Below are 23,931 nucleotides of genomic sequence, written 5' to 3'. Positions count from 1 at the left end.
TGCGCCGAAGTCCGCGGCGTGGAACGGCCGAGCCCGCAATCGCTGCTCACGGAGCTCGGGCTGGGCCCGAGGCTCACGATCTACCTCGGTAGCACGCCGGGCGCAGGTAAGACGCATCGTTTGCTGACCGATGCGATCGGTCAGCAGCAGGCGCGGCGCCGCGTCGCGATCGGCTGGATCGAGACGAAAGACCGTCCCGACCTCGACGCGCTCGCGGCACGGCTTCCAGTGATTCCGCCGCGCCGCTTCGGCGCGTTCGAGGATTTCGACCTCGAGACCGCGCTGCGCAGCGACTTCGAGACGATCGTCCTCGACGAGCTCGCGCACGCCAACCCCGAAGGCGCCCCCAACGTGAAGCGCTGGCAGGACGCGCTCGCGCTGCGCGCCGCGGGGAAATCGGTGCTCGGCGCGTTCAACGTGCAGCACCTTGAGACGGTCGCGCCCGTCGCGGAGCGCATCCTCGGCTTTCCGGTGCGCGAACTGGTCCCGCTGTCGTTTCTCAAAGCGGCGGACACCGTCGTCGCGCTCGACGTCTCGCCGTCGATCTTGGAGTCGCGCCTGCGCGACGGGCGCATCGTGCGACCCGAAGACATCGAGCGTGCGTACGCCGGCGCGTTCAAGCCGCAGAACCTCGAACTGCTCCGCGAGCTGCTGCTGCGCACGATCGACGGGCTCACGATCCCGGTCGTTGCGCCCGCGCGCACCTCGGCGGCGCTGGCGGTGATCACGCCGGGCTTCGACGCCGAGCGCTACCTGCGCCGGCTCGCGGGGCTGACCGACGCGCTCGATCTCGCGCTGGAGACGACGAGCCTGGGCGCGATCGATCCCGAGACGTATCTCGACGCGCGGCTTGCAGTCGACGCGTCGCGCGTCGATCCGCCGGCGAAACTGGACCGCGGCGAACTTGACGCCGTGCGCGCCGCGCTGATCGCGATTCCGAACGGCGAGCTGGCGGCGAAGATTCTCATGCGACCGGTCGATCGCGACATCTACGTCGTCGATCCGAGCCGGCCGGCGATCGTGCGGGCGCCGGAGGGCGCGCGCCATCCCTACGGCCACGTCGTAGGCGACCGGATGAAGCTCGGCTACGGCAAATTGATCATCTTCCTCGGTTCGGTCGCCGGCAGCGGGAAGACGTACGCGATGCTCGACCGCGCGCAGCAGCTGCGCGACGAAGGCGTCGATGTCGTCGCCGCGCTGGTCGAGACGCACGGCCGCGCCGAGACGGCGGCGAAGCTCGAAGGGCTCGAGCGGCTTGCGCGGCTTCCCAACGGCGAGCTCGATCGCGAGGCGCTCTTGCAGCGCCGTCCGCAGACCGCGCTGATCGACGAGCTTGCGCATACCAACGCTGCCGGCAGCCCCTACGCGAAACGCTACGACGACGTGATCAACGTGCTGCGCGCGGGGATCTCGGTGATGACGACGCTCAACGTCCAGCACCTCGAAGGGCTCGGCGATGCGGTAGAGCGGATTACCGGGACGCGCGTGCGCGAGACCGTCCCCGACGCGATCCTCGAAGTCGCCGACGAATTGATCTTCATCGACGTCGCGCCCGACGTGCTGCGCCAGCGTCTTCGCGAGGGGAAGATCTACCCGCGCGAGCGGATCGACGCCGCGCTGAGCAACTTTTTTAAGACCGAGCATCTCGCCGCGCTGCGCGAGCTCGCGATCCGCGAGGTTCTGCACGCGCGCCTGCAGCGTCGTCACGCGCGTCCGTTCGGGCGGATCGTCGTCGGCGTGCTGCCGCGCGAGCGCGACGTCGCACTGATCGAGCGGATGGGACGGCTGGCGGGCCGGCTCGATGTCGATCTGCGCGTGGTAACGATTCTCAAGCCCGGTGACGACGCGCCGCACGCTGTCGTCGACGCGCTTGCGCGCACGGCGCGAAAAGCGCGCGGCTCGTTCCTCTCCGATCGCGGCGACGATGCGGCGCAGCGGCTCGTCGCGATCGCCGAGCCGCAGGACGTGATCGCCGTCGAGTCGCCGCGCGGACCGCGGCGGCTCTTCGGCGGGAAAGCGTCGTTCGCGTCGCGCGTCCTGAAGGCCGGCGCGAAGGAACTGCTCGTCCTTGCGCCGCGCGCTGCGTCGGTAACGTCGGAGCCCAGTGAGTGACGCTTACGGGATCAGATAGCTGATCCCGAAGCCGGCGTAGCGGCGCTGGACGCTCGGCACGCCGGGCGCCGGCGTGATGCGGTCCGAGACGCCGAAGTTAAGGTCGAACTGCGCGTTGCCCACGACTTTCTCGAGCGCAGCGTCGAACCAGGTGTGGCCCGGCGTTGCCGGACCCTCGCCATTGGTCGCGTGGAAGCCTTCGACGACGACGGCGAAGCCGTTGGGGAGCGACGCGCTCATCCCGAGTGACGGCACCGTCGAGATATAGCGCGCGCCGGCCGAAGCGAGGTACTGCAGTCCGACGCCGGCGGAGTAGCCGAAGATCTTGCCGAGCGAACCCTGCACCTGCGCGTTGTAGACGTACGTCGCCGCGTTCGCACTGCCGAGAGCGTTCGGCGAACGCGCCGGATCCGTTCCAGTCGGCGCCGTCAGGATCGTATCGACGCCGAACGCGAACGTCGGTGTCGAGACGGCCTGCCATTTCACGCCGGCGCCGACGTCGGAGGTGACAGTGAGCCCGGCGGAACGGATCGCGGACGGCGGCAGCACCTGCAGTTCGACGTTGCGCATCGCGGTGCCGATGCGGATCGTCGCGTTCGGCACGGACTGATACGTGTAGGAACCGCCGCCGGAGACGTCGGCGGTCTGCGTTTGATATCCGGTTTCGATCAGAATCCGGTTCGGTTTGACGACGCAGGCCGACGTCGTTTGCGTCGGTCGGCTGACGACGGCGTTGAGGCCGCTCGAGCAGATGTCGTTCGCTGCGGGCGATGCGGACGGCGACGCAGCCGGGGACGGCGCGGTCTGCGCGAGAGCGGCCGACGGCAGCGCGACGAGCGCTGCCGCGACGATGGTGCGAATCACTTGGACGGGGGGGCTCCTTGCGCGTCAAGCGCGCGATTGAGTTCGAGGACGTTCACGCGCGGTTCGCCGAGGATGCCGAGCGTACGAGGAGTGACGTGCGCGCCGATCAGCGCGCGCACGGCCGCGACGGTGCTCCCGCGCGCCTTCGCGACGCGCGGCGCTTGATAGTACGCGCCCTCGGGCGAGATGTCGGGGTCGATCCCGCTCCCGCTTGAGGTCACGAGATCCATCGGAATCGGGCCCGTCGCATCCGGGTTCTCTTTACGAAGCGCCGCCACGGCGGCCTTCGTCGCGTCGATCAGTTTCTTCGACGTGGGTCCGAGGTTGGTGCCGCCCGTCGACGTCGGATCGTACCCTTTCCCGGCAGCCGACGGGCGCGGGTGAAAATACGTGGGCTTGCTGAAGTTTTGGCCGACGAGTTCGGAGCCGATCACGGTGCCGTTCACGGTGATCAGCGAACCCGCGGCCTGATGCGGAAACAGCACGACGCTGATCGCCCAGATCGCGACCGGATACAGCACGCCGAGCAGCACGACCGTGACGATCGTGTACAGCACCGAGGTCACGATATGGCGTTGCGTGACGATCATGCGTGCGCTCCGGTGAGATGCAAGGCGACCAGGATCAGGTCGATCGCCTTGATCCCGATGAACGGGACGATAATGCCGCCGAGCCCGTAGACGAGTACGTTCTCGCGAAGCACGGCGTTGGCACCGCGCGGGCGGTAGCGCACGCCGCGCAGGGCGAGCGGGATCAGCGCGATGATGATGATCGCGTTGAAGATGATCGCTGAGAGGATCGCGCTCGCCGGCGTGGCGAGCCGCATGATGTTGAGCGCGTCCATCGCGGGATACGCAGTCATGAACATCGCGGGCAGGATCGCGAAGTACTTCGCGACGTCGTTCGCGATCGAGAAGGTCGTGAGCGCGCCGCGCGTCATCAGCAGTTGCTTGCCGACCTCGACGACTTCGATGAGCTTGGTGGGATCGGAGTCGAGGTCGACCATGTTGCCGGCCTCTTTGGCGGCCTGCGTCCCGCTGTTCATCGCGAGGCCGACGTCGGCTTGCGCGAGCGCCGGTGCGTCGTTGGTGCCGTCGCCGGTCATCGCGACGAGCCGGCCCGCGGTCTGCTCGCGCTTGATCAGCGCCATTTTCGTCTCCGGCGTCGCTTCGGCGAGGAAGTCGTCGACGCCTGATTCGCGCGCGATCGCGCTCGCGGTAAGCGGGTTGTCGCCGGTGATCATCACGGTGCGGATCCCCATCGCGCGCAGGCGGTCGAAGCGTTCCTTCATGTTCGGCTTGAGGATGTCGCGCAAGGCGATCGCACCGATGATGCGATTGTTCTCGGCGAGCAGCAGCGGCGTGCCTCCGGCGCGCGCGATCCGCTCGACGTCGCCGACGAGTTCGTTCGACATGGTGCCGCTGGGTTGGGACGCCACCCACGCGCGCACCGCATCGGGCGCGCCCTTGCGCAACGACGGGCCGCCGGGGAAGTCGACGCCGCTCATGCGCGTGTACGCGCTGAACGGGACGATCGTCGCATCGGCGGGGAGTTTCCCTTTCGTGCTCGGGTCGATCCCGGCGAGCGGAGCGGCCAGGGTGACGATCGAGCGCCCCTCCGGCGTCTCGTCGGCGAGCGACGCCATGTATGCGGCGCGATGAGCGTCGCGGCCATCGACGCCGGCGGCGAGGATGATCTCAGTGGCTTGGCGGTTGCCCAGCGTGATCGTCCCGGTCTTGTCGAGGAGCAGCGTGTCGACGTCGCCCGCGGCTTCGACGGCGCGCCCGCTCATCGCGAGCACGTTGCGCTGCAGGACGCGGTCCATCCCCGCGATCCCGATCGCAGAGAGCAGTCCGCCGATCGTCGTCGGGATCAGGCAGACCAGCAGGGCGATCAGCACCACGACGCTGGGGACGGCGCCCGCATAGAGCGAGAACGGCGCGAGCGTCGCGACCGCAATGACGAAGATGATCGTCAGGCCGGCCAGCAGGATCGAGAGCGCGATTTCGTTGGGCGTCTTCTGGCGCTTCGCGCCCTCGACCAGCGAGATCATCCGGTCGATGAACGACTCGCCGGGGTTCGCGCGGACGACGAAGACGATGCGGTCGGAGAGGACGCGCGTCCCGCCGGTGACCGAACTGCGGTCGCCGCCGGCTTCGCGGATCACCGGGGCCGACTCACCCGTGATCGCCGACTCGTCGACGGTCGCCGCGCCTTCGACGATCTCGCCGTCGGCGGCGATAATGTCGTTCGTCTCGGCGACGATCCGATCGCCCTGGCGCAGGCTCGACGAGATGACGCGCTCTTCGCGCGCCTGACCCAAGCCGCTCGAAGGGCCGTCTGCGATGAGCCGGCGCGCATAGGTGTCGGATTTGGTGCGGCGCAGAAAGTCGGCTTGCGCCTTGCCGCGTCCCTCGGCGACGGCTTCGGCGAAGTTCGCGAAGAGCACCGTGAACCACAGCCACAGCGAGATCGCGACGTCGAAGCCGGCCTGGCCGTTGCGCACGTCGTGAGACGCGTACAGCAGCGACGCGACCGCGCCGACTTCGACGACGAACATGACCGGGTTCTTGAGTTGGACGCGCGGGTCGAGCTTGACGAACGAGTCCCGGATCGCCGGGAAGACGATCTCGCGATCGAACAGCGAACGTTGACGAGGCGATACCATCTCAGAAGTCCTTTCCTTGCGCCGCCAGCAGGTGTTCGACGATCGGGCCGAGCGCGTCGGCCGGGAAGAACGTCAGCGCGCCGACGATCAGGATCACGCCGATCAGGAGCACGACGAAGATCGGCGAGGTCGTGGTGAAGGTGCCGGCGGTCGGCGGGATCGATTTCTTGCCGGCGAGCGCGCCGGCGAGCGCGAGGGCGGGGATCGCCTCCGCGAGGCGACCGAACAGCATCGAGATCCCCATCGACACGTTCCAGTACGCGTTGGGGCCGAGGCCGCCGAACGCGCTCCCGTTGTTGTTGACGCCCGAGGTGTAGGCGTAGAGAATCTCGCTGAAGCCGTGCGGTCCGGCGTTGCCGAGCGTCGCCGTGCCGGCGGGGAGAATCGACGCGATCGACGCCGGGATCAGCGAGAACGCCGGGACGACGAGTATCGCGAGGATCGCGTACTGCACTTCGCGCCGCTCGATCTTCTTACCGAGAAACTCCGGCGTGCGCCCGACCATGAGGCCGGCGACGAACACGGTCAGCACGACGAACGCAAGCATCCCGTAGAGCCCGCTGCCGACGCCGCCGAAGACCACCTCGCCGAGCTGCATGTTCACCAGTGGGATCAGCCCGCCGAGCGCTGTGAACGAGTCATGCATCGCGTTGACCGCACCACACGACGTGGCCGTCGTGATCACCGCGAAGAGCGCTGACGCGGCGATCCCGAAGCGCGTCTCTTTCCCTTCCATGTTGCCGCCGCTCACGCCGAGCGCGTGGACGATCGGATTCCCCGCCGCCTCCGCTGCGTACGCGGCGGTCCAGCCCAGCGCGAGGATGATGCTCATCGCTGCGAACAGCGCCCAGCCTTGGCGCTGGTTCTTCACGTAGCGCCCGTAGGTGAACGTGAGCGCCGCGCCGATCAGCAGGATGCAGAAGAGCTCGAGCAGGTTGGTGAACCCGTTCGGGTTCTCCCAGGTCGCCGCCGAGTTGGCGCCGACAAAGCCGCCGCCGTTCGTTCCGAGCTCCTTGATGAGCTCCATCGAAGCCATCGGGCCTTGCGGGATCGACTGCGTTGCGCCCTCGAGCGTCTTCACAGGAGTGTACGCGCTGAAGTTCTGCGGCATCCCCTGCCAGGCGAAGATCAGCGCACCCACCACCGAGATCGGCAGCAGGATGTACAGCACCGCGCGAGTCAGATCGACCCAGAAGTTGCCGATCGTGGCGACGTTCGCGCGCGCGACGCCGCGAACGAACGCGATCGCGATCGCGATCCCGGTGCCTGCGGAGACGAACATGTGCCACGCGAGCCCCGCCATCTGGCTGAGGTAGCTCAGCGTCGACTCGCCGGAATAGAACTGCCAGTTCGTGTTCGTCATGAACGACACGGCGGTGTTCCACGCGAGGTCGGGCGCGAGGTTGCCGAAGCCTTGCGGGTTGAGCGGCAAGAACGCCTGCGTTCGCAGCAGCAGGTAGAGATAGACGAGGCTGACGAGGCTGAACGCGACGACGCTGAACGCATACGCCTTCCAGCTCATCTCGCGCCCCGCGTCGACCCGGGAGATGCGGTAGATCGTGCGTTCGAGCGGACCGAGGACCGGCGTCATCCACGTCCGTCCGCCTTCGAACGTCACCGCCATGTAGGTGCCGAGCGGCTTGACGCACAGCCACACGAGCGCAAAGACGAGGGCGGCCTGCAGCCATCCGATGAGGGTCATCCGCGTGCTCCCCTTGCTCAGAACTGTTCGGGCCGCAACATCGCGTACGTCAGATACGCGAGCGCGGCGATCGCGAGCAGCAGGCCGACGGTGAGGTCGGCGGTCATATCCGGCCGCACCCGACGACGTAGCGGTCGAGGAGCCAAAAGCACAGCGCGCTGAGCGCGACGAGGCCCGCCTCGAGCAGAAATGGGTTCATGCCCCGACGCTACCGCGTCGGAGCGCCGAGCGGGAGCCGCCGAACGGACGATCCGAACGGCCCTTCGACGAGCTCAGGGTGACGGGGACGTCAGCGCAGGCGGCGGTAGAACCGTTCCGTGCCGTCGAGCTCTTCGTAGGCGCGCTGGTGCGGCGTGTACTGGAGCGTCTCTTTGGCGGAGAGGCCGAGGTAGCCTAGACGCACCAGGCTCTCGTAGATCACTTGATGCGCGCGATAGGCGAGGGTGCGATTGAAGTGGCTCAGGACGTTGCGCGCGGCGACGACGTGGAACTCGTTGAACGAAGAGTCGCCGGCGAGGTTGTGCTGGGCGAAGACGATGTGCTCGCGCAGTGCGGGCTTGTACGCGGCGACGCCGTCGCGCACGTCGACGTAGTCGGCGAAGCGCCGCGTGCCGCCGGCCTCGCGGTAGCGGTGATCGTATTCTTCGAGCTGATCGCTCGGGAACGTCCCGGCCTTGGCGCGGTCGATCGCGGCCTCGCCGGCATCCGTCGCGTAGATGCGCGTGCGCTGGAAAAACTCGGCCTCGCGGAGCAGGATCGCGAGCGCGTAGGCGTCGTCACCCGAGCCGATCACCCAGATGCGGCTGTGGGGGAACGTGCGCAGGCGGGGCACGACGCGTTCCAGGAATGCGGTGAAGAACTGCGGTTCGCGGAACGGCGAGCTTGGGTTGTGCGTGAGCGCGTCGATGAAGCGCGCCATCGCGCCCTCGTCGTGCAGCACCCGCTCGAGCAGCCCGGTCGTCGTCGCCGCCCCCTCCGCGCGCACCCGCTCGGCGACGCGCCGCTTCAGCGTCGCCGGTGCGTACTCGCGAAAGTCGAATCCCGACACCCGATAGACCGCCTCGAGCAGAAGGTTCAGCTCGAGATCGGCAATCGCCGGCGACGCGCTCGGCGCGCCGTTTCCGCCCGCCTGCGCCGGAGTCCCCGGCTCCGGCGCGGCTTTAGCGGACAAAGCGGCCCCCGCTTTGACCGAGAAAGCCGATCATGCGGCCACGTTGAGCCAGACGCGGATCAGCGCGACGAGCTGTTCGATGTCGACCGGCTTCGAGATGTACTCCGAGGCGCCGGCCGCGAGGCACTGCTCGCGATCGCCCTTCATCGCCTTCGCCGTGAGCGCGATGATCGGCAGGGTCTGCCACTCCTCGCGTGCGCGGATCCGCCGGATGGTCTCGTAGCCGTCCATCTCCGGCATCATGATGTCCATCAAGACCGCGTCGATCTCCGGATGCGACCGCAGGAGCGCGATCGCCTCCAAGCCCGACTCGGCGGTCAGGACGTTGATGCGGAACTCCTCGAGCGCGCTGCGCAGGGCGAAGATGTTGCGCGTGTCGTCGTCGGTGATGAGGATCGTGCGGCCTTCGAGCGACGCGATCGACGACGTCGCCGCCGGCGGGCGCTTCGCTTCGGGGAGCCGCGCCTCGACCTGGTTGAGGAGGTACGAGGTCTCCTCGATCAGCCGCTCGGGCGACATCGCGTCCTTCACGATCACCGACTCGGTGAGGTGCCGAATCGCGGCTTCCTCGCGCTCGCTCAATACGCGCCCGGTGTAGACGATGACCGGGACGCGCACGTGCGCGGGATGCGCCTTGATCTTCTCGATCGCTTCGGTCCCGTCCATGTCGGGGAGCCCGAGATCGATCACGATGCAGTCGAACTTCGCCTGATCCAACGCCGCCAGCGCCTGCGCGCCGGTCGAGACCGCGGTGACGCTGACCTCGCCGCTCTCGATCAGGTTTGCCATCGCCGAGAGCTGCGTGATGTCGTCCTCGACGACCAGCACGTTGCGCGATGCGGAGTCGGCGAAACCGAGCAGATTGTCGAAGGCCTGGGTGAGCGCGTCTTCGCTCGCCGGTTTCTTCAGGTGCGCGAATGCCCCCGAGTCGAGCGCCTTCTGCCACTGCTCCTCGCCCGAGATCACGTGCACCGGGATCCCCTTGGTGGCGGGATCTTTCTTGAGCTGATCGAGCAGCACCCAGCCGTCGACGTCGGGGAGCCCGATGTCGAGCGTGATCGCGTCGGGAACGAACTGCCGCGCGAGCGCGAGCCCGTCGGCGCCCGTGCGCGCCATCAGCCCCTTGAAGCCGCGGTCGCGCGCAAGGCCGAGCAGGATCCGCGCGAACGTCGCGTCGTCCTCGACGATCAGCACGACGTGGTCCTGCGGACGGACGTTCGCGCGGTCGTCGTCGGCGTCGCCGAGCAGGACGGCGGGGAGCGTCGGCGGCGCCGCCGGCAGCGTCGGCGGTTCGGGCCGCCGCGTCATCCGCGGCGGGACGGGGACGGATTCGTACGGCGCCGTCCGCGCGCTCCGCTCGAGCGGGTGATAGAAGGTGAACGTCGATCCGGCGCCCGGCTCGGATTCGACGGTCATGTCGCCGCCCAGCAGTCCGGCGATCTCGCGCGAGATCGCAAGGCCGAGGCCCGTGCCGCCGTACTTGCGCGCGGTCGACATGTCGGCTTGCTGGAACGCTTCGAAGATGACGTTGTGCTTGTCCGCCGGGATCCCGATCCCGGTGTCGTGGACGGCGAACGCGATGAACGGCGCGACATGGAGCCCGTCGACGTTGCGCAGAACCCGGCTCACCCCGAGCTCGACCGAGCCGTGCGAGGTGAACTTGAACGCGTTGGAGAGCAGGTTCTTGAGGATCTGCATCAAGCGCGTCTGGTCGGTATCGAACGTCTCCGGGACGTCTTCATCGACCTGGATCGCGAAGAGCAGGCCGCGTTCTTGCGCGACGCCGCGGAACGTGCTTTCGATGTCGTCGGCGATGTCGGCGACGCGCTGTTCGGCGATGTCGACCGAGGTCGTCCCCGACTCGATCTTCGAGAGGTCGAGGATGTCGTTGATCAGCGTGAGCAGATCGGTGCCGGCGCGGCGGATCGTCCGCGCCATCTCAACCTGACGGCCTGAGAGGTTCTGTTCCTTGTTGTCGCTGAGCTGTTTGGAGAGGATGAGCAGCGAGTTGAGCGGGGTGCGCAGCTCGTGCGACATGTTGGCGAGGAACTGCGACTTGTATTTCGAGGTGAGCGCCAGCTGTTCGGCTTTCTGTTCGAGGGCGCGGCGTGCTTCTTCGATCTCGCGCGTGCGCTTCTCGACCTCTTCGTTCTGCTCGGCGAGCAGACGCGCTTTCTCTTCGAGCTCCTCGTTGGTCTGCTGGAGCTCGTCCTGCTGGGACTGCAGTTCGGTCGTCAGCGACTGCGACTGCTTGAGCAGTTCCTCGGTGCGCATGTTGGCGGCGATCGTGTTGAGGACGATGCCGATCGACTGCGTCAACTGGTCGAGGAAGAGCAAGTGGTTGTCGCTGAACGTTTCGAACGACGCCAGCTCGATGACGGCTTTGATGTCGCCTTCGAAGAGCACCGGCAGCACGACGACGTTGAGCGGCTGCGCCCGCCCGGACCCCGAGGTCAGTTCGAGATACTCGGGCGGGACGTTGGTGATGTTGATGCGGTTCTTCTCGATCACGCACTGACCGACGAGCCCCTCGCCGGGGCCGAACTGCAGCGTCCCGCGGCGGCGCGGCGCGGCATACCCGGCCGTGTAGCGCAGCAGCGGACGATCGTCGGTCGGCTCGTTGAGGTAGAAGATGCCGACCTGCGCGTTCACCAGCGGCGCGAGCTCAGTCATGATGAGCTTCGCGACGGTCTTGATGTCTTTCTGACCCTGCAGCATCCCCGAAAAGCGCGCCAGGTTGGACTTGAGCCAATCCTGCTCTTTGTTCTCGCGCGTCGTGTCGCGCAGGTTGCGGATCATCTCGTTGACGTTTTCCGTCAACTGTCCGACCTCGCCCTGAGCGCCGACCTCGATCGTGCGCGAGAGATCGCCCTTGGTGACGGCCGTTGCGACCTCGCCGATCGCGCGGATCTGCGAGGTGAGCTGCGCGGCGAGCTGGTTCACCGAGTCGGTGAGGTCGCGCCACAGGCCCGCGGCGCCCGGGACCTCGGCCTGACCGCCGAGCTTCCCTTCGAAGCCGACTTCGCGCGCGACCGACGTCACCTGATCGGCGAAGATCGCGAGCGTGTCGATCATCCCGTTGATCGTGTCGGCGAGCTGCGCGATCTCGCCCTTCGCGTCGAGGACGAGTTTGCGCTGCAGGTCGCCGTTGGCGACCGCGGTGACGACCTTCGCGATCCCGCGCACCTGATTCGTCAGGTTGCCGGCCATCCGGTTCACCGAGTCGGTAAGGTCTTTCCACGTGCCGGCGACGCCGGGGACGGCGGCCCGTCCGCCGAAGATCCCTTCGGAGCCGACCTCGCGCGCGACGCGCGTGACTTCGCCGGCGAACGCGTTGAGCTGGTCGACCATCGTGTTGATGGTGTCTTTGAGCTCGAGCATCTCGCCGCGCACGTCGACGGTGACCTTCTTCGAGAGGTCGCCGTTGGCGACGGCGGTCGTCACCTTCGCGATGTTGCGGACCTGGTTCGTCAGGTTCGCGGCCATCGAGTTCACCGAGTCGGTGAGGTCTTTCCACGTGCCCGCGACGCCCTGCACCTGGGCCTGACCGCCGAGCGTCCCTTCGGATCCGACCTCGCGCGCGACGCGCGTGACTTCGCCGGCGAACGCGTTGAGCTGGTCGACCATCGTGTTGACGGTGCCCTTGAGTTCGAGGATCTCGCCGCGCGCGTCGACGGTGATCTTCTTCGAAAGATCGCCGCGCGCGACGGCGGTGGTGACGTCGGCGATGTTGCGGACCTGCGCGGTCAGCGACGACGCCATCGAGTTCACCGAATCGGTGAGGTCCTTCCACGTCCTGCCGACGCCCGGCACGACGGCCTGGCCGCCGAGTTTCCCGTCGGTTCCGACTTCGCGCGCGACGCGCGTGACTTCGGCGGCGAACGCGTTGAGCTGGTCGACCATCGTGTTGACGGTCGCCTTGAGCTCGAGCATCTCGCCCTTGACGTCGACGGTGATCTTCTTCGAGAGATCGCCCTTCGCGACGGCGGTGGTGACGTCGGCGATGTTGCGCACCTGCGAGGTCAGGTTCGAGGCCATGAAGTTGACGTTGTCGGTGAGGTCTTTCCACGTTCCGGCGACGCCCTGCACGTAGGCCTGACCGCCCAGACGCCCTTCGGAGCCGACTTCGCGCGCGACGCGCGTGACCTCCGACGCGAACGCGTTGAGCTGGTCGACCATCGTGTTGACCGTGCCCTTGAGTTCGGCCATCTCGCCGCGCACGTCGACGGTGATCTTCTTCGAGAGGTCGCCGTTGGCGACGGCGGTGGTGACGTCGGCGATGTTGCGGACCTGATTCGTCAGATTCGCGGCCATCGAGTTGACCGAGTCGGTGAGATCTTTCCAGGTGCCGGCGACGCCTTCGACCTGCGCCTGACCGCCGAGTTTTCCGTCGGTGCCGACTTCGCGCGCGACGCGCGTCACCTCGCCGGCGAACGCGTTGAGCTGGTCGACCATCGTGTTGACGGTCGCCTTCAGCTCGAGCATCTCGCCCTTCACGTCGACGGTGATCTTCTTCGAGAGGTCGCCGCGCGCGACGGCGGTGGTGACGGCGGCGATGTTGCGGACCTGGTTCGTCAGGTTGCCGGCCATCGAGTTCACCGAGTCGGTGAGATCCTTCCACGTCCCGGCGACGCCGCGGACGTCGGCCTGTCCGCCCAGACGGCCGTCGGTGCCGACCTCGCGCGCGACGGGGGTGACCTCGGCGGCGAAGGAGTTGAGCTGGTCGACCATCGTGTTGATCGTCGTCTTCAGCTCGAGCACTTCGCCGCGCACGCTGACGGTGATCTTCTTCGAGAGGTCGCCGTTGGCGACGGCGGTCGTCACTTCGGCGATGTTGCGGACCTGCGCCGTCAGGTTGCCGGCCATCGTGTTGACCGAGTCGGTCAAGTCTTTCCACGTCCCGGCGACGCCTTCGACCTGCGCCTGACCGCCGAGGCGGCCTTCGGTGCCGACCTCGCGCGCGACGCGCGTCACCTCGCCGGCGAACGCGTTGAGCTGATCGACCATCGTGTTGATCGTGCCCTTGAGCTCGAGCACTTCGCCCTTGACGTCGACCGTGATCTTCTTCGACAGATCGCCCTTCGCAACGGCGGTGGTCACTTCGGCGATGTTGCGGACCTGCGCGGTCAGGTTGCCGGCCATCGTGTTCACCGAGTCGGTCAAGTCTTTCCACGTCCCGGCGACGCCCTCGACCTGCGCCTGACCGCCGAGTCGGCCGTCGGTGCCGACCTCGCGCGCGACGCGCGTGACCTCGCCGGCGAAGGTGTTGAGCTGGTCGACCATCGTGTTGATCGTGCCCTTGAGCTCGAGCACCTCGCCCTTCACGTCGACGGTGATCTTCTTCGAGAGATCGCCTTTGGCGACGGCGGTGGTGACGTCGGCGATGTTGCGCACCTGCGAGGTCAGGTTGCCGGCCATCGTGTTGACCGAGTCGGTGAGATCTTTCCACGTCCCGGCGACGCCGCGCACGTCGGCCTGGCCGCCGAGCCGCCCTTCGGAACCGACTTCGCGCGCAACGCGCGTCACCTCGCCGGCGAAGGTGTTCAACTGGTCGACCATCGTGTTGATGGTCTCTTTGAGCTGCAGGATCTCACCGCGCGCGTCGACGGTGATCTTCTTCGAGAGGTTGCCGTTGGCGACGGCGGTGGTGACGTCGGCGATGTTGCGGATCTGGTTCGTCAGCGTGCCGGCCATCGAGTTGACCGAGTCGGTGAGGTCTTTCCACGTGCCGGCGACGCCGCGCACGTGGGCTTGGCCGCCGAGGATCCCTTCGGAACCGACTTCGCGCGCGACGCGGGTGACTTCACCGGCGAACGCGTTGAGCTGATCGACCATCGCGTTGATGGTGCGCGCGCTGCGGAGGAACTCGCCCTTGAGCGGACGTCCGTCGACTTCGAGCGCCATCTGCTGCGAGAGGTCGCCGCGCGCGACCGCACCGAGCACGCGGCTCGTCTCGGCGATCGGATGGGTGAGATCGTCGATGAGCCGGTTGACCGCCAGCAGTTTTCGCCCCACGACCCCGGCGCTTGCAGGTCGGCGCGCTGACCGAGCCGTCCATCATGGCCGACGACGGTCGAGATGCGATCGATCTCGCGCAGCATCCGCGATTCGGTGGCGACGAGTTCGTTGTACGCCTCGGCGATGTCGGCGTCGATCCCGTCCCAGCTCGAAGGCAGCTTTACCGTGAAATCGCCGCGCGAGAGGGCCCGCAGCGCGGAGAGCAATTGCCGCTTCGCGACGTCCGAACTTCCGGCGCCGGTGCGCGGCGCGGCGGCGCCGCCGGCGCGTTTTCCGTTCGACTTGGCCTTCACGGCGGTGGTCGCAGGCATGCGCGGGTCTCCTCGGAACGAACGAACGCCCGCAACGCGGACGCCGTCGCGCCGAAGTGCGACGAGTCCCGTTCCGGGTCATGCGAGCAAGCTACCCGTCGTCAAATTTCGTCAAACGGGCTTAGATGCTGTATCGTACGCGGGCGTGCGATTCCGCGTCACCGGTCGAGCGAGGGGGCGGCATCGTCGCCCTACGAGCCGCGGCGCTCCCGCACTGTCGTGAAGCGCGCAATTCCCGGGCGGAACACGTCGCGACGTTTGAAAACGAGCAACCAAGGGTAACACCCCGGGGGAGGATCCGGGCCCTTTGCACATGGATGGACCGGTAAAGACAATCGACGAGCGATCTCTTTCGGCACCGCTCCGGCTTCTCGTAGCGGCCAGCCGGGAATTAGCGACGAGTTTCGACTACGCGCAGACGCTTGCTGCCGTGGCGGCTCTCGTCGTCCCCGAATTTGCCGCCGGCATCAGCGTCGAGCTCGACGAGGGGGAGATCCGCACCATGCTTGCCCGCGCCGGGCGCGTCGAACACGACGCCCGTTCGTTCCCGCTGGTCTCGCGCGGCAACGCGCTCGGCACAATGCGCGTCGGGGAGACCCGGTTCGAATACGACGCGCTCGAACTCCCGATGTGGGAAGAGCTCGCGCTGCGCATCGCGGTCGCCGTCGATGCCGCGCAGGTGTACGCGCGCGAGCACCACGTCGCCGACACTCTGCAGCGCGCGCTCCTCCCCGAGCGCCTCCCGGTCGACGACCGGCTGGTCTTCGACGCGGCATACCTCCCGGGCGCGGAGGAAGCGGCGGTCGGAGGCGACTGGTACGACGCGTTCCGGCTTCCCGATGGGCGGATCGCGGTCTCGATCGGCGACGTCGCCGGGCACGGTTTGCGCGCCGCTATCGTGATGGGCGAGGTGCGCCAGGCGTTCCGTGCCGCGGCCCTTAACCCCAACTCGCCGTCGCTCGTCCTCGAACGCGCCAACACGATCGTCAACATGCGCCCCAACCCGGTGATGGTCACGGCGCTGTTCGGGATCGTCGATCCGGGCGAACGGACGATCACCTACGCGACGGCGGGACATCCGGCGCCGATCCTCGCCCTGCCCGACGGCAACGCGGTGATGCTCCCCAAAGACGGCGTGCCGCTCGGAATCATCGACGAAGTCGGCGCGACCGACTGGTCGTTCACGATCCCCCCGGGCGGGATCTTCGCGCTCTACACCGACGGGCTGATCGAATACTCGCGCGACGTCCTCGACGGTGAAAAGCGGCTGCTCGACGCGCTGCGTCACGGCGTCGTCACCGGCGATGCCGATCCCGCGCACGCACTCCTGCGCCGCATCTTCAACGAGCGCACCAACACCGACGACGTTGCGGCGCTGGTGATGCGCAGCGCCGACGTCGGCGGTTCGACCTTCGCGTTCATGTTCAGTGCGATTCCGATGGCGGTGCCGCTCGTACGGCGCAGTCTGCAGCGTTACGTCGAGCGGCTCGGCTTCGACGAGGACGAGACCTTCCGCGTGTTGACCGCGGCGGGCGAAGCGCTCGCCAACGCCGTCGAACACGCCTACGGCGCGAACCGCGGCGCGGTGCGCGTCCACGGGAGCGTGACCGATTCGACGCTGGTGCTCACTGTCGACGACGACGGACGCTGGAAACCGGTGCAGCGGCGCGAGGAGCGCGGCCGCGGTCTCCCGCTGATGCGCGCGCTGATGGACGCCGTCGAGATCCGCACGCACCAAACGCGCACCCAGGTGCGGCTCACGATGGAGCTGCGGGAAGGCCGTGTCAGCGCCTGATCAGCGCCCGCGGTCGGAGTACGACGAAACGTTCGTTGCCGCCGCAGGGTCGGCAGCGATCGCGCGCGGCACGCTGCGCGGCTTCCTGCTCCTCGGCGGTGTCGCGTCCGACCGCGTCGACGCCGCCATCGGTGCCGCCGGTGAAGCGATCGCCGACGCGATCGAACACGCCTACCGGCAGGCGGCCGGGGCGTTCCGGTTGCGCGCCGCGACTTCGACGACCGCGTGCGCGTGGAGATCGAGGAGGACGGCCGCTGGCAGGCGCCGACATCATCGACCCTCTTCCGATGCGGCCGACGGCTTGACGCATCTCTCCGAGCGCGGCCGCGGCCTCTTTCTGCTGCCCACGCTGAGCGCCGAGGCGTCGATTGAGCGCTCGGCTTCAAGGACGCGCGTTCGCTTCATCGTTCCGCGCTGAAGGCGGGTACATGAGTCGGGATGGCCGTCGCTCCCGCAGAGAACAATCGCTTCCTGGGCACCCTCGCACCGGCGACCCGCACGCTCGTCGAGTCGCGCATGACCGTGCACGGTGGAGCGATCGGGGACGTGCTGCAGCGGGTGAACGAGCGGATCGATGCGATCTGGTTTCCGCTCTCTGGCGTCGTCTCGACGCTGCGCGGCCTCGAGAACGACACGAACGTCGAAGTGGATGCAGCTGGTCCGGAAGGGTTCCTCGGAATCGAGGCGCTGCTCGGCGCGCGCGTGAGCGCGGACACCTGGCTCGTGCAGTCGCCGGGCCGGTTCGGCCGGCTCGATACGCGCGTGTTCCTCGACCTGCTGGAACCCGACCCGGCGCTGCGCGAGGCGGTGATGCGTTACGTTGGTGCGGTGCTCACGCTGCGCGGGCAGTGGGTCGCGTGCAACGCCCGCCACACCATCGAACAGCGCCTGGCGAAGTGGCTACTGGCAACGCGCGACCGCGTCGGCGACGATATCCAGATTACCCAGGACGTGATCGCGATGATGCTCGGGGTGCGGCGGGCGAGCGTCGTCACGGTGCTCGGACGTTTCGTCGATGACGGCCTGGTCGCGCACGGCTACGCGCGGGTGCGGATGCTCGACGACGCGCGCCTGGCCTCGATCGCGTGCCTGTGCTACGAGCGCTCGGTGGAGCTGCTGCGCCGCGGCGTGTCGTAGTGCTCGCCGGCGAAGCAGGTTTGCAAGCCGGCGTCCGGTGGTAGACAGCAGGTACGCGCACCCTGCGAAAGGCAACGCCGTGGAAAACCTCGTCTCTTGCCCCTGCGGTCACCCGCTGAGCAATCACGACTTCGAAGGCTGCAACGGCGAACGGCTGCGTCGTTGCCCGTGCCCGCGCGACAAGCACGCCGCGCTCGAAGCCGCGGTCGACCGCGTGCAGAAGAAGCCGGCCGTCGCGTAAGCCAACCCTTCAGCGCGTAATGGCGACCGTCAAAATCGCGACGTCGTCGAACGATCCGTCGTAGAGCACCGCGTCGTGCAACGCGCGCGCTGGATGCTCGACGTCGCGAACGGCCGGATCGTCGAGCGCGGCGCGTACGCGCGCTTCGCCGGCGAGGAGATCGCGCGTCGATTCGACGAGGCCGTCGGTATAGAGCAAGAGCAGCGATCCGGGCGGGATGCGCACCTTCTGCTCCGCGCCTTCGTCCGGCCGGCGCAAACCGAGCGGGAGCGCGTCGGCGCGCAGTTCGTGGAGCGTCCCGTCCGGCTCGCGCAGCAGCGGCGGCGAATGTCCGGCCGACGCGTAGGTGAGGATCCGCGTCGCGGGATCGTAGATGGCGACGAACGCGGTGACGATGCGGTCGGGGCGTTCGGCGCGCAGCGTTCCGTCGGCGGCGTCGAGGAGCGTCATCGGATTCGGGTGGACGTGCGCGACGCCGCGGATCACTTGGCGCACGTTGCTCATCGTCACCGCGGCGTCCAGACCGCTGCCGACGACGTCGCCGATCGAGAGCACGATCCGTCCGTCGCGCAGCTGCAGCGCGTCGTACCAGTCGCCGCCGATGAGCGCTTCGCTGCGCGCCGGCGCGTAGTACGCATCGAACTGCATCCCCGGCACCTGCGGCAGGGTGGTGGGCAGCGCGCCTTCCTGCATCACCGTGGCGACGCGGTGTTCGCGTTCGTAGGATGCGACCAGTGCGTCGTACGTCTGCGCCTGCACGATTGAGGCGGCGGTGGTCGCGGCGATCTCCGTGAAGAGCGGGATGTCGCGCGCGTCGTAGGCGCCGCTCCCCGGCTCGGAGCGCACGACGTGCAGCGTGCCCACGATCCGGCCGCGGTGTTGGAGCGGGAGCGCGATCCCGCAACGGTAGCCCATCGAACGCACGGCGTCGACGAACGCGGGCGACGCTCCGTTGGCGATGTGGTTTGCGAGCGCGCGGTCGAGGTCGGTCGTCACGTTGAGTACCGGGCGCCCGGTGCGGAACGCTTCGTAGTTGTTGCCTTGGGTGACGCGCATCGGCGTGCCGCTCATCGTCGCGCTCGCCCCGGCACGCTCGGGGTCGCGGTGGCGCGCGTGGACGATCCGCAGCAGCCCGTCGTCCTCGACGCGGTGGAGCGAGTACCAGTCGGCGAGCGCCGGGACGATCAGCCGGTCGAGCGCCGCGAAGGTCGCGTCGAGCCCGGTGCTGCGCACCAGCGCCGCGTTCGCGGCGGCAGCGACGCGCAGGCGCTCGGCGGTGCGGACCTCGTCGTCGACGTCCGACCAGGTCGCCAACCACTGCCCGATCGCCCCGCCGGCGTCGCGGATCGGGATCAGCCGGGCGCGCATCCAGCGGATCTGGTTATCGTGCCGGATGAGGCGGGTGACGAAGATCTCGGTCGTTCCGGCGGCCGTCGCGGCGCCGAAGGCCGCCGTCGCCCGGTTGCGCTCTTCGGGGGCGAGGGCGTTGATCCAGCCAGAACCCAGCACCGCGGCGACCGGCTGGCCGGTGAAGGCGCCCCAGCGCGCGTTGGCGCCCACGACCGCCCCGGCGGCGTTCGCGAACCAGGATGGGAAGGGAAGGGAATCGACAACAAGCCGCAAGTCGATTGCGCTCGACTCCACGGGGGCCTCGGACATAGCGCTTCCTTCCGGCCCCGGCGTCCCGGCTCCGTCAGCTCCGGGTTTTCGGAAGTTCCGCTCCCGGGGTTGACCTGAGTGGACGTGGCGTAGTACGATACCGCCCTATGCCCCTCGGCGGATAGCGGCATATCGAACGAGCGAGGACCCCTCACTCCACCCTTCGACAAGCTCAGGGTGACGGGAGGCGGTCCTTGCCTTTTCGCGTTGATCGGCCCCGACCGCGCGTGAGCTACGCAGGAAGAACCCCAGAGACAGAATGGCGACGAAGACGACGGCGGATAAACCCAAGACGACGACGCGCAGCCGCAAGAAGACCGAAGCGGCACCCCCAGCGCCGGCGACCGGGACCGCGGTCAAGCAAGAGAACATCGCGAGCGCGAGCTTCCACGTCCCCGAGGAAGCGTTCACCGTCGAACTGCCGGAGGATCCCGGCCCGAAGCGGCAGCGCCATTCGTTCGCGAAGATCAAAGACGTACTGCAGCTTCCCGACCTGATCGAGCTGCAGAAAGCCTCCTTTAAGTGGTTCATCAGCGACGGGTTGAAGGAAGCGTTCGAGTCGATCTCGCCGATCAAGGATTTCACCGGCAACCTCGTGCTGGAGTTCGGTGAACACAGCCTGGGCGAGCCGAAGTACTCCGTCGAGGAATGCCGCGAGCGCGACATGACGTACTCGGCGCCGCTGCGCGTCCGCGTCCGCCTGATCACCGCGGAGTCGGGTGAGATCAAGGGTATCCCCGACCAGGAAATCTTCATGGGCGATTTCCCGCTCATGACCGACAAGGGCACGTTCATGATCAACGGCGCGGAGCGCGTGATCGTGAGCCAGCTCGTCCGCTCGCCGGGCGTCTATTTCTTGCAGGACGTCGACACCAACAACCGTCCGACGTTCAACGCGACGATCATCCCGAATCGCGGCGCGTGGATCGAGTTCGAGACCGACAACGGCACGAAGAACGACGAGACCGAAGGCACGATCGGCGTCCGCATCGACAAGAATCGCAAGATCTACGCGACGACCTTCGTGCGCGCGCTCTCGCGTCCCGATCTCGGCCATAACTGGGAAAACGACGAAGCGATCCTGGCGCTCTTCGACAACAGCCCGCTGATCGCGAACTGTCTCGAAAAAGACAAGGACATCAAGACCAAGGAAGACGCGCTCAAGGAGATCTACAAAAAGCTCCGCCCGGGCGAGCCCGAAAACGCGGAGAACGCCGAGAAGCTCCTCGAATCTCTGTTCTTCGACGAGAAGCGCTACGATCTCGCCGGCGTCGGCCGCTATAAGCTCAGCGGGAAGCTCGAGAAAGAGTACCCCGCCGCCGGCCTGCGCATTCCGCCGATCGACAAGAAGGCGCTCACGCGCGAGGACATGATCGCGGTGCTGCGTCGCCTCATCAAGGTGCAGGGCAAGGTCGTTCACAAGGACGACATCGACCATCTCGGCAATCGCCGCATCCGCTCCGTCGGCGAGCTGCTGCAGAACCAGTTCCGCGTCGGTTTGCTGCGCCTCGAACGCGTCGTGCGCGAGCGCATGACGGTTCAGGACATCGAGACGGTGACGCCGCAGGCGCTGATCAACATCCGCCCGGTCGTCGCGGCGATCAAAGAGTTCTTCGGCTCCTCGCAGCTCTCGCAGTTCATGGACCAGACCAACTCGCTCGCCGAGCTGACGCACAAGCGGCGCCTCTCGGCGCTCGGGCCGGGCGGTCTCTCGCGTGAACGCGCGGGCTTCGAAGTCCGCGACGTCCACCACTCGCACTACGGCCGCATCTGCCCGATCGAGACGCCGGAAGGCCCGAACATCGGTCTGATCGGTTCGCTCGCGACGTTCGCGCGCGTCAACCGCTACGGCTTCATCGAGACGCCGTACCGCGTCGTGAAGGACGGGATCGTCACCGACGACATTCGCTACTTCACCGCGGATCGCGAAGACGATTATATCGTCGCGCAGGCGAACACGGAGATGGACGATCGCGGCAAGATCATCGCGAGTTCGGTCGTCGCCCGCTACGCCGAAGAGTACGTCGAAGAGCCGCCGGAAAGAGTTCAGCTCATGGACGTCTCGCCGAAGCAGATCGTCTCGGTCGCGACGGCGCTGATCCCGTTCCTCGAGCACGACGACGCCAACCGCGCGCTGATGGGCGCGAACATGCAGCGTCAGGCCGTGCCGCTGCTCCGTCCGCAGGCGCCGATCGTCGGCACCGGGATGGAGTACCGCGCGGCAAAGGACTCGGGGGGCTGCGTGCTCGCGCGTGCCGACGGCGAGATCGTTGCCGCCGACGCGCACGCGATCGTCGTCAAGCACGACGAGGACGGCCTCGAGCACTCCTACGACCTGCTCAAGTTCACGCGCTCCAACGCGGGGACGTGCATCAACCAGCGTCCGATCGTCGCGGTCGGCGACAAGGTCGTGCGCGGTCAGATTCTCGCCGACGGTCCGTCCTCGGACGTGGGCGAGCTCGCGCTCGGTCAGAACGTGCTCGTCGCGTTCATGCCGTGGGAAGGCTACAACTACGAAGACGCGATCCTGATCTCCGAGCGGATGGTCAAGGACGACCGCTTCACCTCGATCCACATCGAGGAGTACGAGTGCGAAGCCCGCGACACGAAGCTCGGGCCCGAAGAGATCACGCGCGACATCCCCAACGTCGGCGAAGACTCGCTCAAGGATCTCGACGAGAACGGCATCGTCCGCATCGGCGCGGAAGTCCGTCCGGAAGACATCCTGGTCGGGAAAGTCACGCCTAAGGGCGAGACCGAGCTGACGGCGGAAGAGCGCCTGCTGCGCGCGATTTTCGGTGAGAAGTCACGCGAAGTGCGCGATACCTCGCTCAAAGTGCCGCACGGTGAGAAGGGCAAGATCATCGACGTCAAGCGCTTCTCGCGCGAGAACGGCGACGAACTCTCGCCCGGCGTCAACCACCTCGTCCGCGTCTACGTCGCGCAGAAGCGCAAGATTCTGCAGGGCGACAAAATGGCTGGCCGGCACGGCAACAAGGGCGTCATCGCCAAGGTGCTGCCGGAAGAGGACATGCCGTACCTCGAGGACGGCACGCCGGTCGACATCGTGCTCAATCCGCTGGGCGTGCCGTCGCGCATGAACCTCGGGCAGATCATGGAGACGCACCTCGGCTGGGCGGCGCGCATGCTCGACATGCACATCGCGACGCCGGTGTTCGACGGTGCGCATTCGGAAGACATCGCGGAATGGCTGATGGACGCGGGACTCCCTGCGGACGGCAAGACCTGGCTGCGTGACGGCCGTTCGGGCGAACGTTTCGGACGCCCGATCACCGTCGGCATGATCTACATGCTCAAGCTCGCGCATCTCGTCGACGACAAGATCCACGCGCGCTCGACCGGCCCCTACTCGATGATCACGCAGCAGCCGCTGGGCGGCAAGGCGCAGTTCGGCGGCCAGCGCTTCGGCGAGATGGAAGTCTGGGCGCTCGAAGCGTACGGCGCTGCGTACACCCTGCAAGAACTCCTCACGGTCAAGTCCGACGACGTCGTGGGTCGCGTGAAGACGTACGAAGCGATCGTCAAGGGCGAGAACGTGCTCGAGCCGGGCGTCCCGGAATCGTTCAAGGTCCTGATCAAGGAACTCCAGTCGCTCGCGCTCGACGTCAAGGTGTTGACGGAGCAGCGCGAAGAGGTCGAAATCCGCATCCAGGACGACGACATGGCGGAGCGTGCCCAAGAGATCGGGCTGCTGATGGGCGACGAAGATCCGCGCCTTTCGCAGACCGCGCTCGCGGAACGCGAAGCCGAACGCGAACGGATCTCGCAAGCCGCGGCCGCCGCGGTCGGCGTTCCGGTCGAGGGTGAAGAGGGCGAAGCCGCCGGCGCGATCGTCGAGGAAGAGCCCGAAGAGGAAGAAGAGGAGATCGACGATTCGGCTCCGCTCGTCAGCGCCGCTCCGGCGCGCGGCGGACGTGCGCCCGACGACGACATCCTCCCGACGAGCCCGCTCGGCGGTCTGCGCGCGACGATGACGGACGACGGCGAGATCGTCGTCGACGAAGTCACCGACGAAGAGATCCCGGCCGTCGCCGAAGAGGAAGACGTCGACGAGGGCTACACGCTCGAAGAAGAAGACGAAGAATACAAGGAAGAGGAAGAAGAGGACGAAGGCCCCCTGGCCCACTCCACCGACGACGACTACTGAGTCGCGCCGACCCCGTCGTCACGCTCATATGATGGGGTAGGGGGATGACTCGAACGAATCATCCCCCTACGCGGTGTCGAGCGCC

The 23,931-nt window shown here is 67.4% G+C and carries 16 protein-coding genes; 7 read left to right on the top strand and 9 right to left on the bottom strand.

Features of this window, described 5'->3' with window-relative positions; translation table 11 throughout:
- Window positions 1–18: 18 nt before the first annotated feature.
- The gene (locus tag WPS_RS10855) at window positions 19–2,112 is read left to right on the top strand and encodes a hypothetical protein (RefSeq protein ID WP_317994511.1); all 2,094 of its coding nucleotides are present in this window, start codon (window positions 19–21) and stop codon (window positions 2,110–2,112) included.
- 3 nt (window positions 2,113–2,115) lie between these two features.
- Here WPS_RS10855 and WPS_RS10850 read toward each other — a convergent pair whose 3' ends face one another.
- The 7 genes from WPS_RS10850 to WPS_RS10820 all read right to left on the bottom strand — a co-directional run bounded on the left by WPS_RS10850 (window position 2,116) and on the right by WPS_RS10820 (window position 14,532).
- On the bottom strand, window positions 2,116–2,976 hold the full coding sequence (locus tag WPS_RS10850) for a hypothetical protein (protein WP_317994510.1): 861 nt from the start codon (window positions 2,974–2,976) through the stop codon (window positions 2,116–2,118).
- Window positions 2,973–3,566: a potassium-transporting ATPase subunit KdpC gene (gene kdpC / locus WPS_RS10845; RefSeq protein ID WP_317994509.1), complete on the bottom strand. Its 594-nt coding sequence runs from the start codon at window positions 3,564–3,566 to the stop codon at window positions 2,973–2,975. Before kdpC ends, WPS_RS10850 begins: the two co-directional genes overlap by 4 nt.
- A complete protein-coding gene (gene kdpB, locus WPS_RS10840) occupies window positions 3,563–5,644 on the bottom strand; it encodes a potassium-transporting ATPase subunit KdpB (RefSeq protein WP_317994508.1) in 2,082 nt (693 codons plus the stop codon). The genes kdpC and kdpB overlap by 4 nt, the downstream gene beginning before the upstream one ends.
- A 1-nt stretch (window position 5,645) precedes the next feature.
- Entirely contained in the window at window positions 5,646–7,346 is a 1,701-nt protein-coding gene (gene kdpA / locus WPS_RS10835) for a potassium-transporting ATPase subunit KdpA (RefSeq protein ID WP_317994507.1), read from the bottom strand.
- A 17-nt stretch (window positions 7,347–7,363) separates the two neighbouring features.
- Window positions 7,364–7,453: a K(+)-transporting ATPase subunit F gene (gene kdpF / locus WPS_RS10830; RefSeq protein WP_317994506.1), complete on the bottom strand. Its 90-nt coding sequence runs from the start codon at window positions 7,451–7,453 to the stop codon at window positions 7,364–7,366.
- Between the two features lie 182 nt (window positions 7,454–7,635).
- Complete coding sequence (locus WPS_RS10825) at window positions 7,636–8,517, bottom strand: CheR family methyltransferase (protein ID WP_317994505.1); 882 nt, start codon at window positions 8,515–8,517, stop codon at window positions 7,636–7,638.
- Between the two features lie 30 nt (window positions 8,518–8,547).
- On the bottom strand, window positions 8,548–14,532 hold the full coding sequence (locus WPS_RS10820) for a HAMP domain-containing protein (protein ID WP_317994504.1): 5,985 nt from the start codon (window positions 14,530–14,532) through the stop codon (window positions 8,548–8,550).
- Between the two features lie 11 nt (window positions 14,533–14,543).
- Here WPS_RS10820 and WPS_RS10815 point away from each other — a divergent pair, with 11 nt between their 5' ends.
- On the top strand, window positions 14,544–15,128 hold the full coding sequence (locus WPS_RS10815) for a hypothetical protein (protein ID WP_317994503.1): 585 nt from the start codon (window positions 14,544–14,546) through the stop codon (window positions 15,126–15,128).
- 148 nt (window positions 15,129–15,276) lie between these two features.
- Window positions 15,277–16,641, top strand: a complete 1,365-nt coding sequence (locus WPS_RS10810; protein ID WP_317994502.1) for an ATP-binding SpoIIE family protein phosphatase — start codon at window positions 15,277–15,279, stop codon at window positions 16,639–16,641.
- On the opposite strand, the gene WPS_RS10805 is transcribed toward WPS_RS10810, so the two are convergent.
- Window positions 16,631–16,810, bottom strand: a complete 180-nt coding sequence (locus tag WPS_RS10805) for a hypothetical protein (protein ID WP_317994501.1) — start codon at window positions 16,808–16,810, stop codon at window positions 16,631–16,633. The two genes, WPS_RS10810 and WPS_RS10805, sit on opposite strands and share 11 nt — an antisense overlap.
- Between WPS_RS10805 and WPS_RS18220 the strand changes: the two genes are divergently transcribed.
- The 3 genes from WPS_RS18220 (at window position 16,727) to WPS_RS10795 (ending at window position 18,019) form a co-directional block, all read left to right on the top strand.
- Window positions 16,727–17,059 (top strand): ATP-binding protein, encoded by a 333-nt coding sequence (locus WPS_RS18220; RefSeq protein WP_405054955.1) that lies wholly within the window; start codon window positions 16,727–16,729, stop codon window positions 17,057–17,059. The genes WPS_RS10805 and WPS_RS18220 overlap by 84 nt on opposite strands.
- Window positions 17,060–17,079: 20 nt before the next feature.
- A complete protein-coding gene (locus WPS_RS10800; RefSeq protein WP_317994500.1) occupies window positions 17,080–17,778 on the top strand; it encodes a Crp/Fnr family transcriptional regulator in 699 nt (232 codons plus the stop codon).
- Window positions 17,779–17,857: 79 nt separating this feature from the next.
- Entirely contained in the window at window positions 17,858–18,019 is a 162-nt protein-coding gene (locus tag WPS_RS10795) for a hypothetical protein (protein WP_317994499.1), read from the top strand.
- 9 nt (window positions 18,020–18,028) lie between these two features.
- Here the strand turns inward: WPS_RS10795 and WPS_RS10790 are convergent, their stop codons facing one another.
- The gene (locus tag WPS_RS10790; protein ID WP_317994498.1) at window positions 18,029–19,678 is read right to left on the bottom strand and encodes a SpoIIE family protein phosphatase; all 1,650 of its coding nucleotides are present in this window, start codon (window positions 19,676–19,678) and stop codon (window positions 18,029–18,031) included.
- A gap of 259 nt (window positions 19,679–19,937) precedes the next feature.
- On the opposite strand from WPS_RS10790, the gene rpoB reads away from it, so the two are divergent.
- A complete protein-coding gene (rpoB, locus tag WPS_RS10785) occupies window positions 19,938–23,846 on the top strand; it encodes a DNA-directed RNA polymerase subunit beta (protein WP_317994497.1) in 3,909 nt (1,302 codons plus the stop codon).
- The last annotated feature ends 85 nt before the right edge of the window (window positions 23,847–23,931 follow it).

Source organism: Vulcanimicrobium alpinum (assembly GCF_027923555.1).
GTDB classification, from domain to species: domain Bacteria; phylum Vulcanimicrobiota; class Vulcanimicrobiia; order Vulcanimicrobiales; family Vulcanimicrobiaceae; genus Vulcanimicrobium; species Vulcanimicrobium alpinum.
This window is presented reverse-complemented; position numbering and strand designations above follow the sequence as displayed.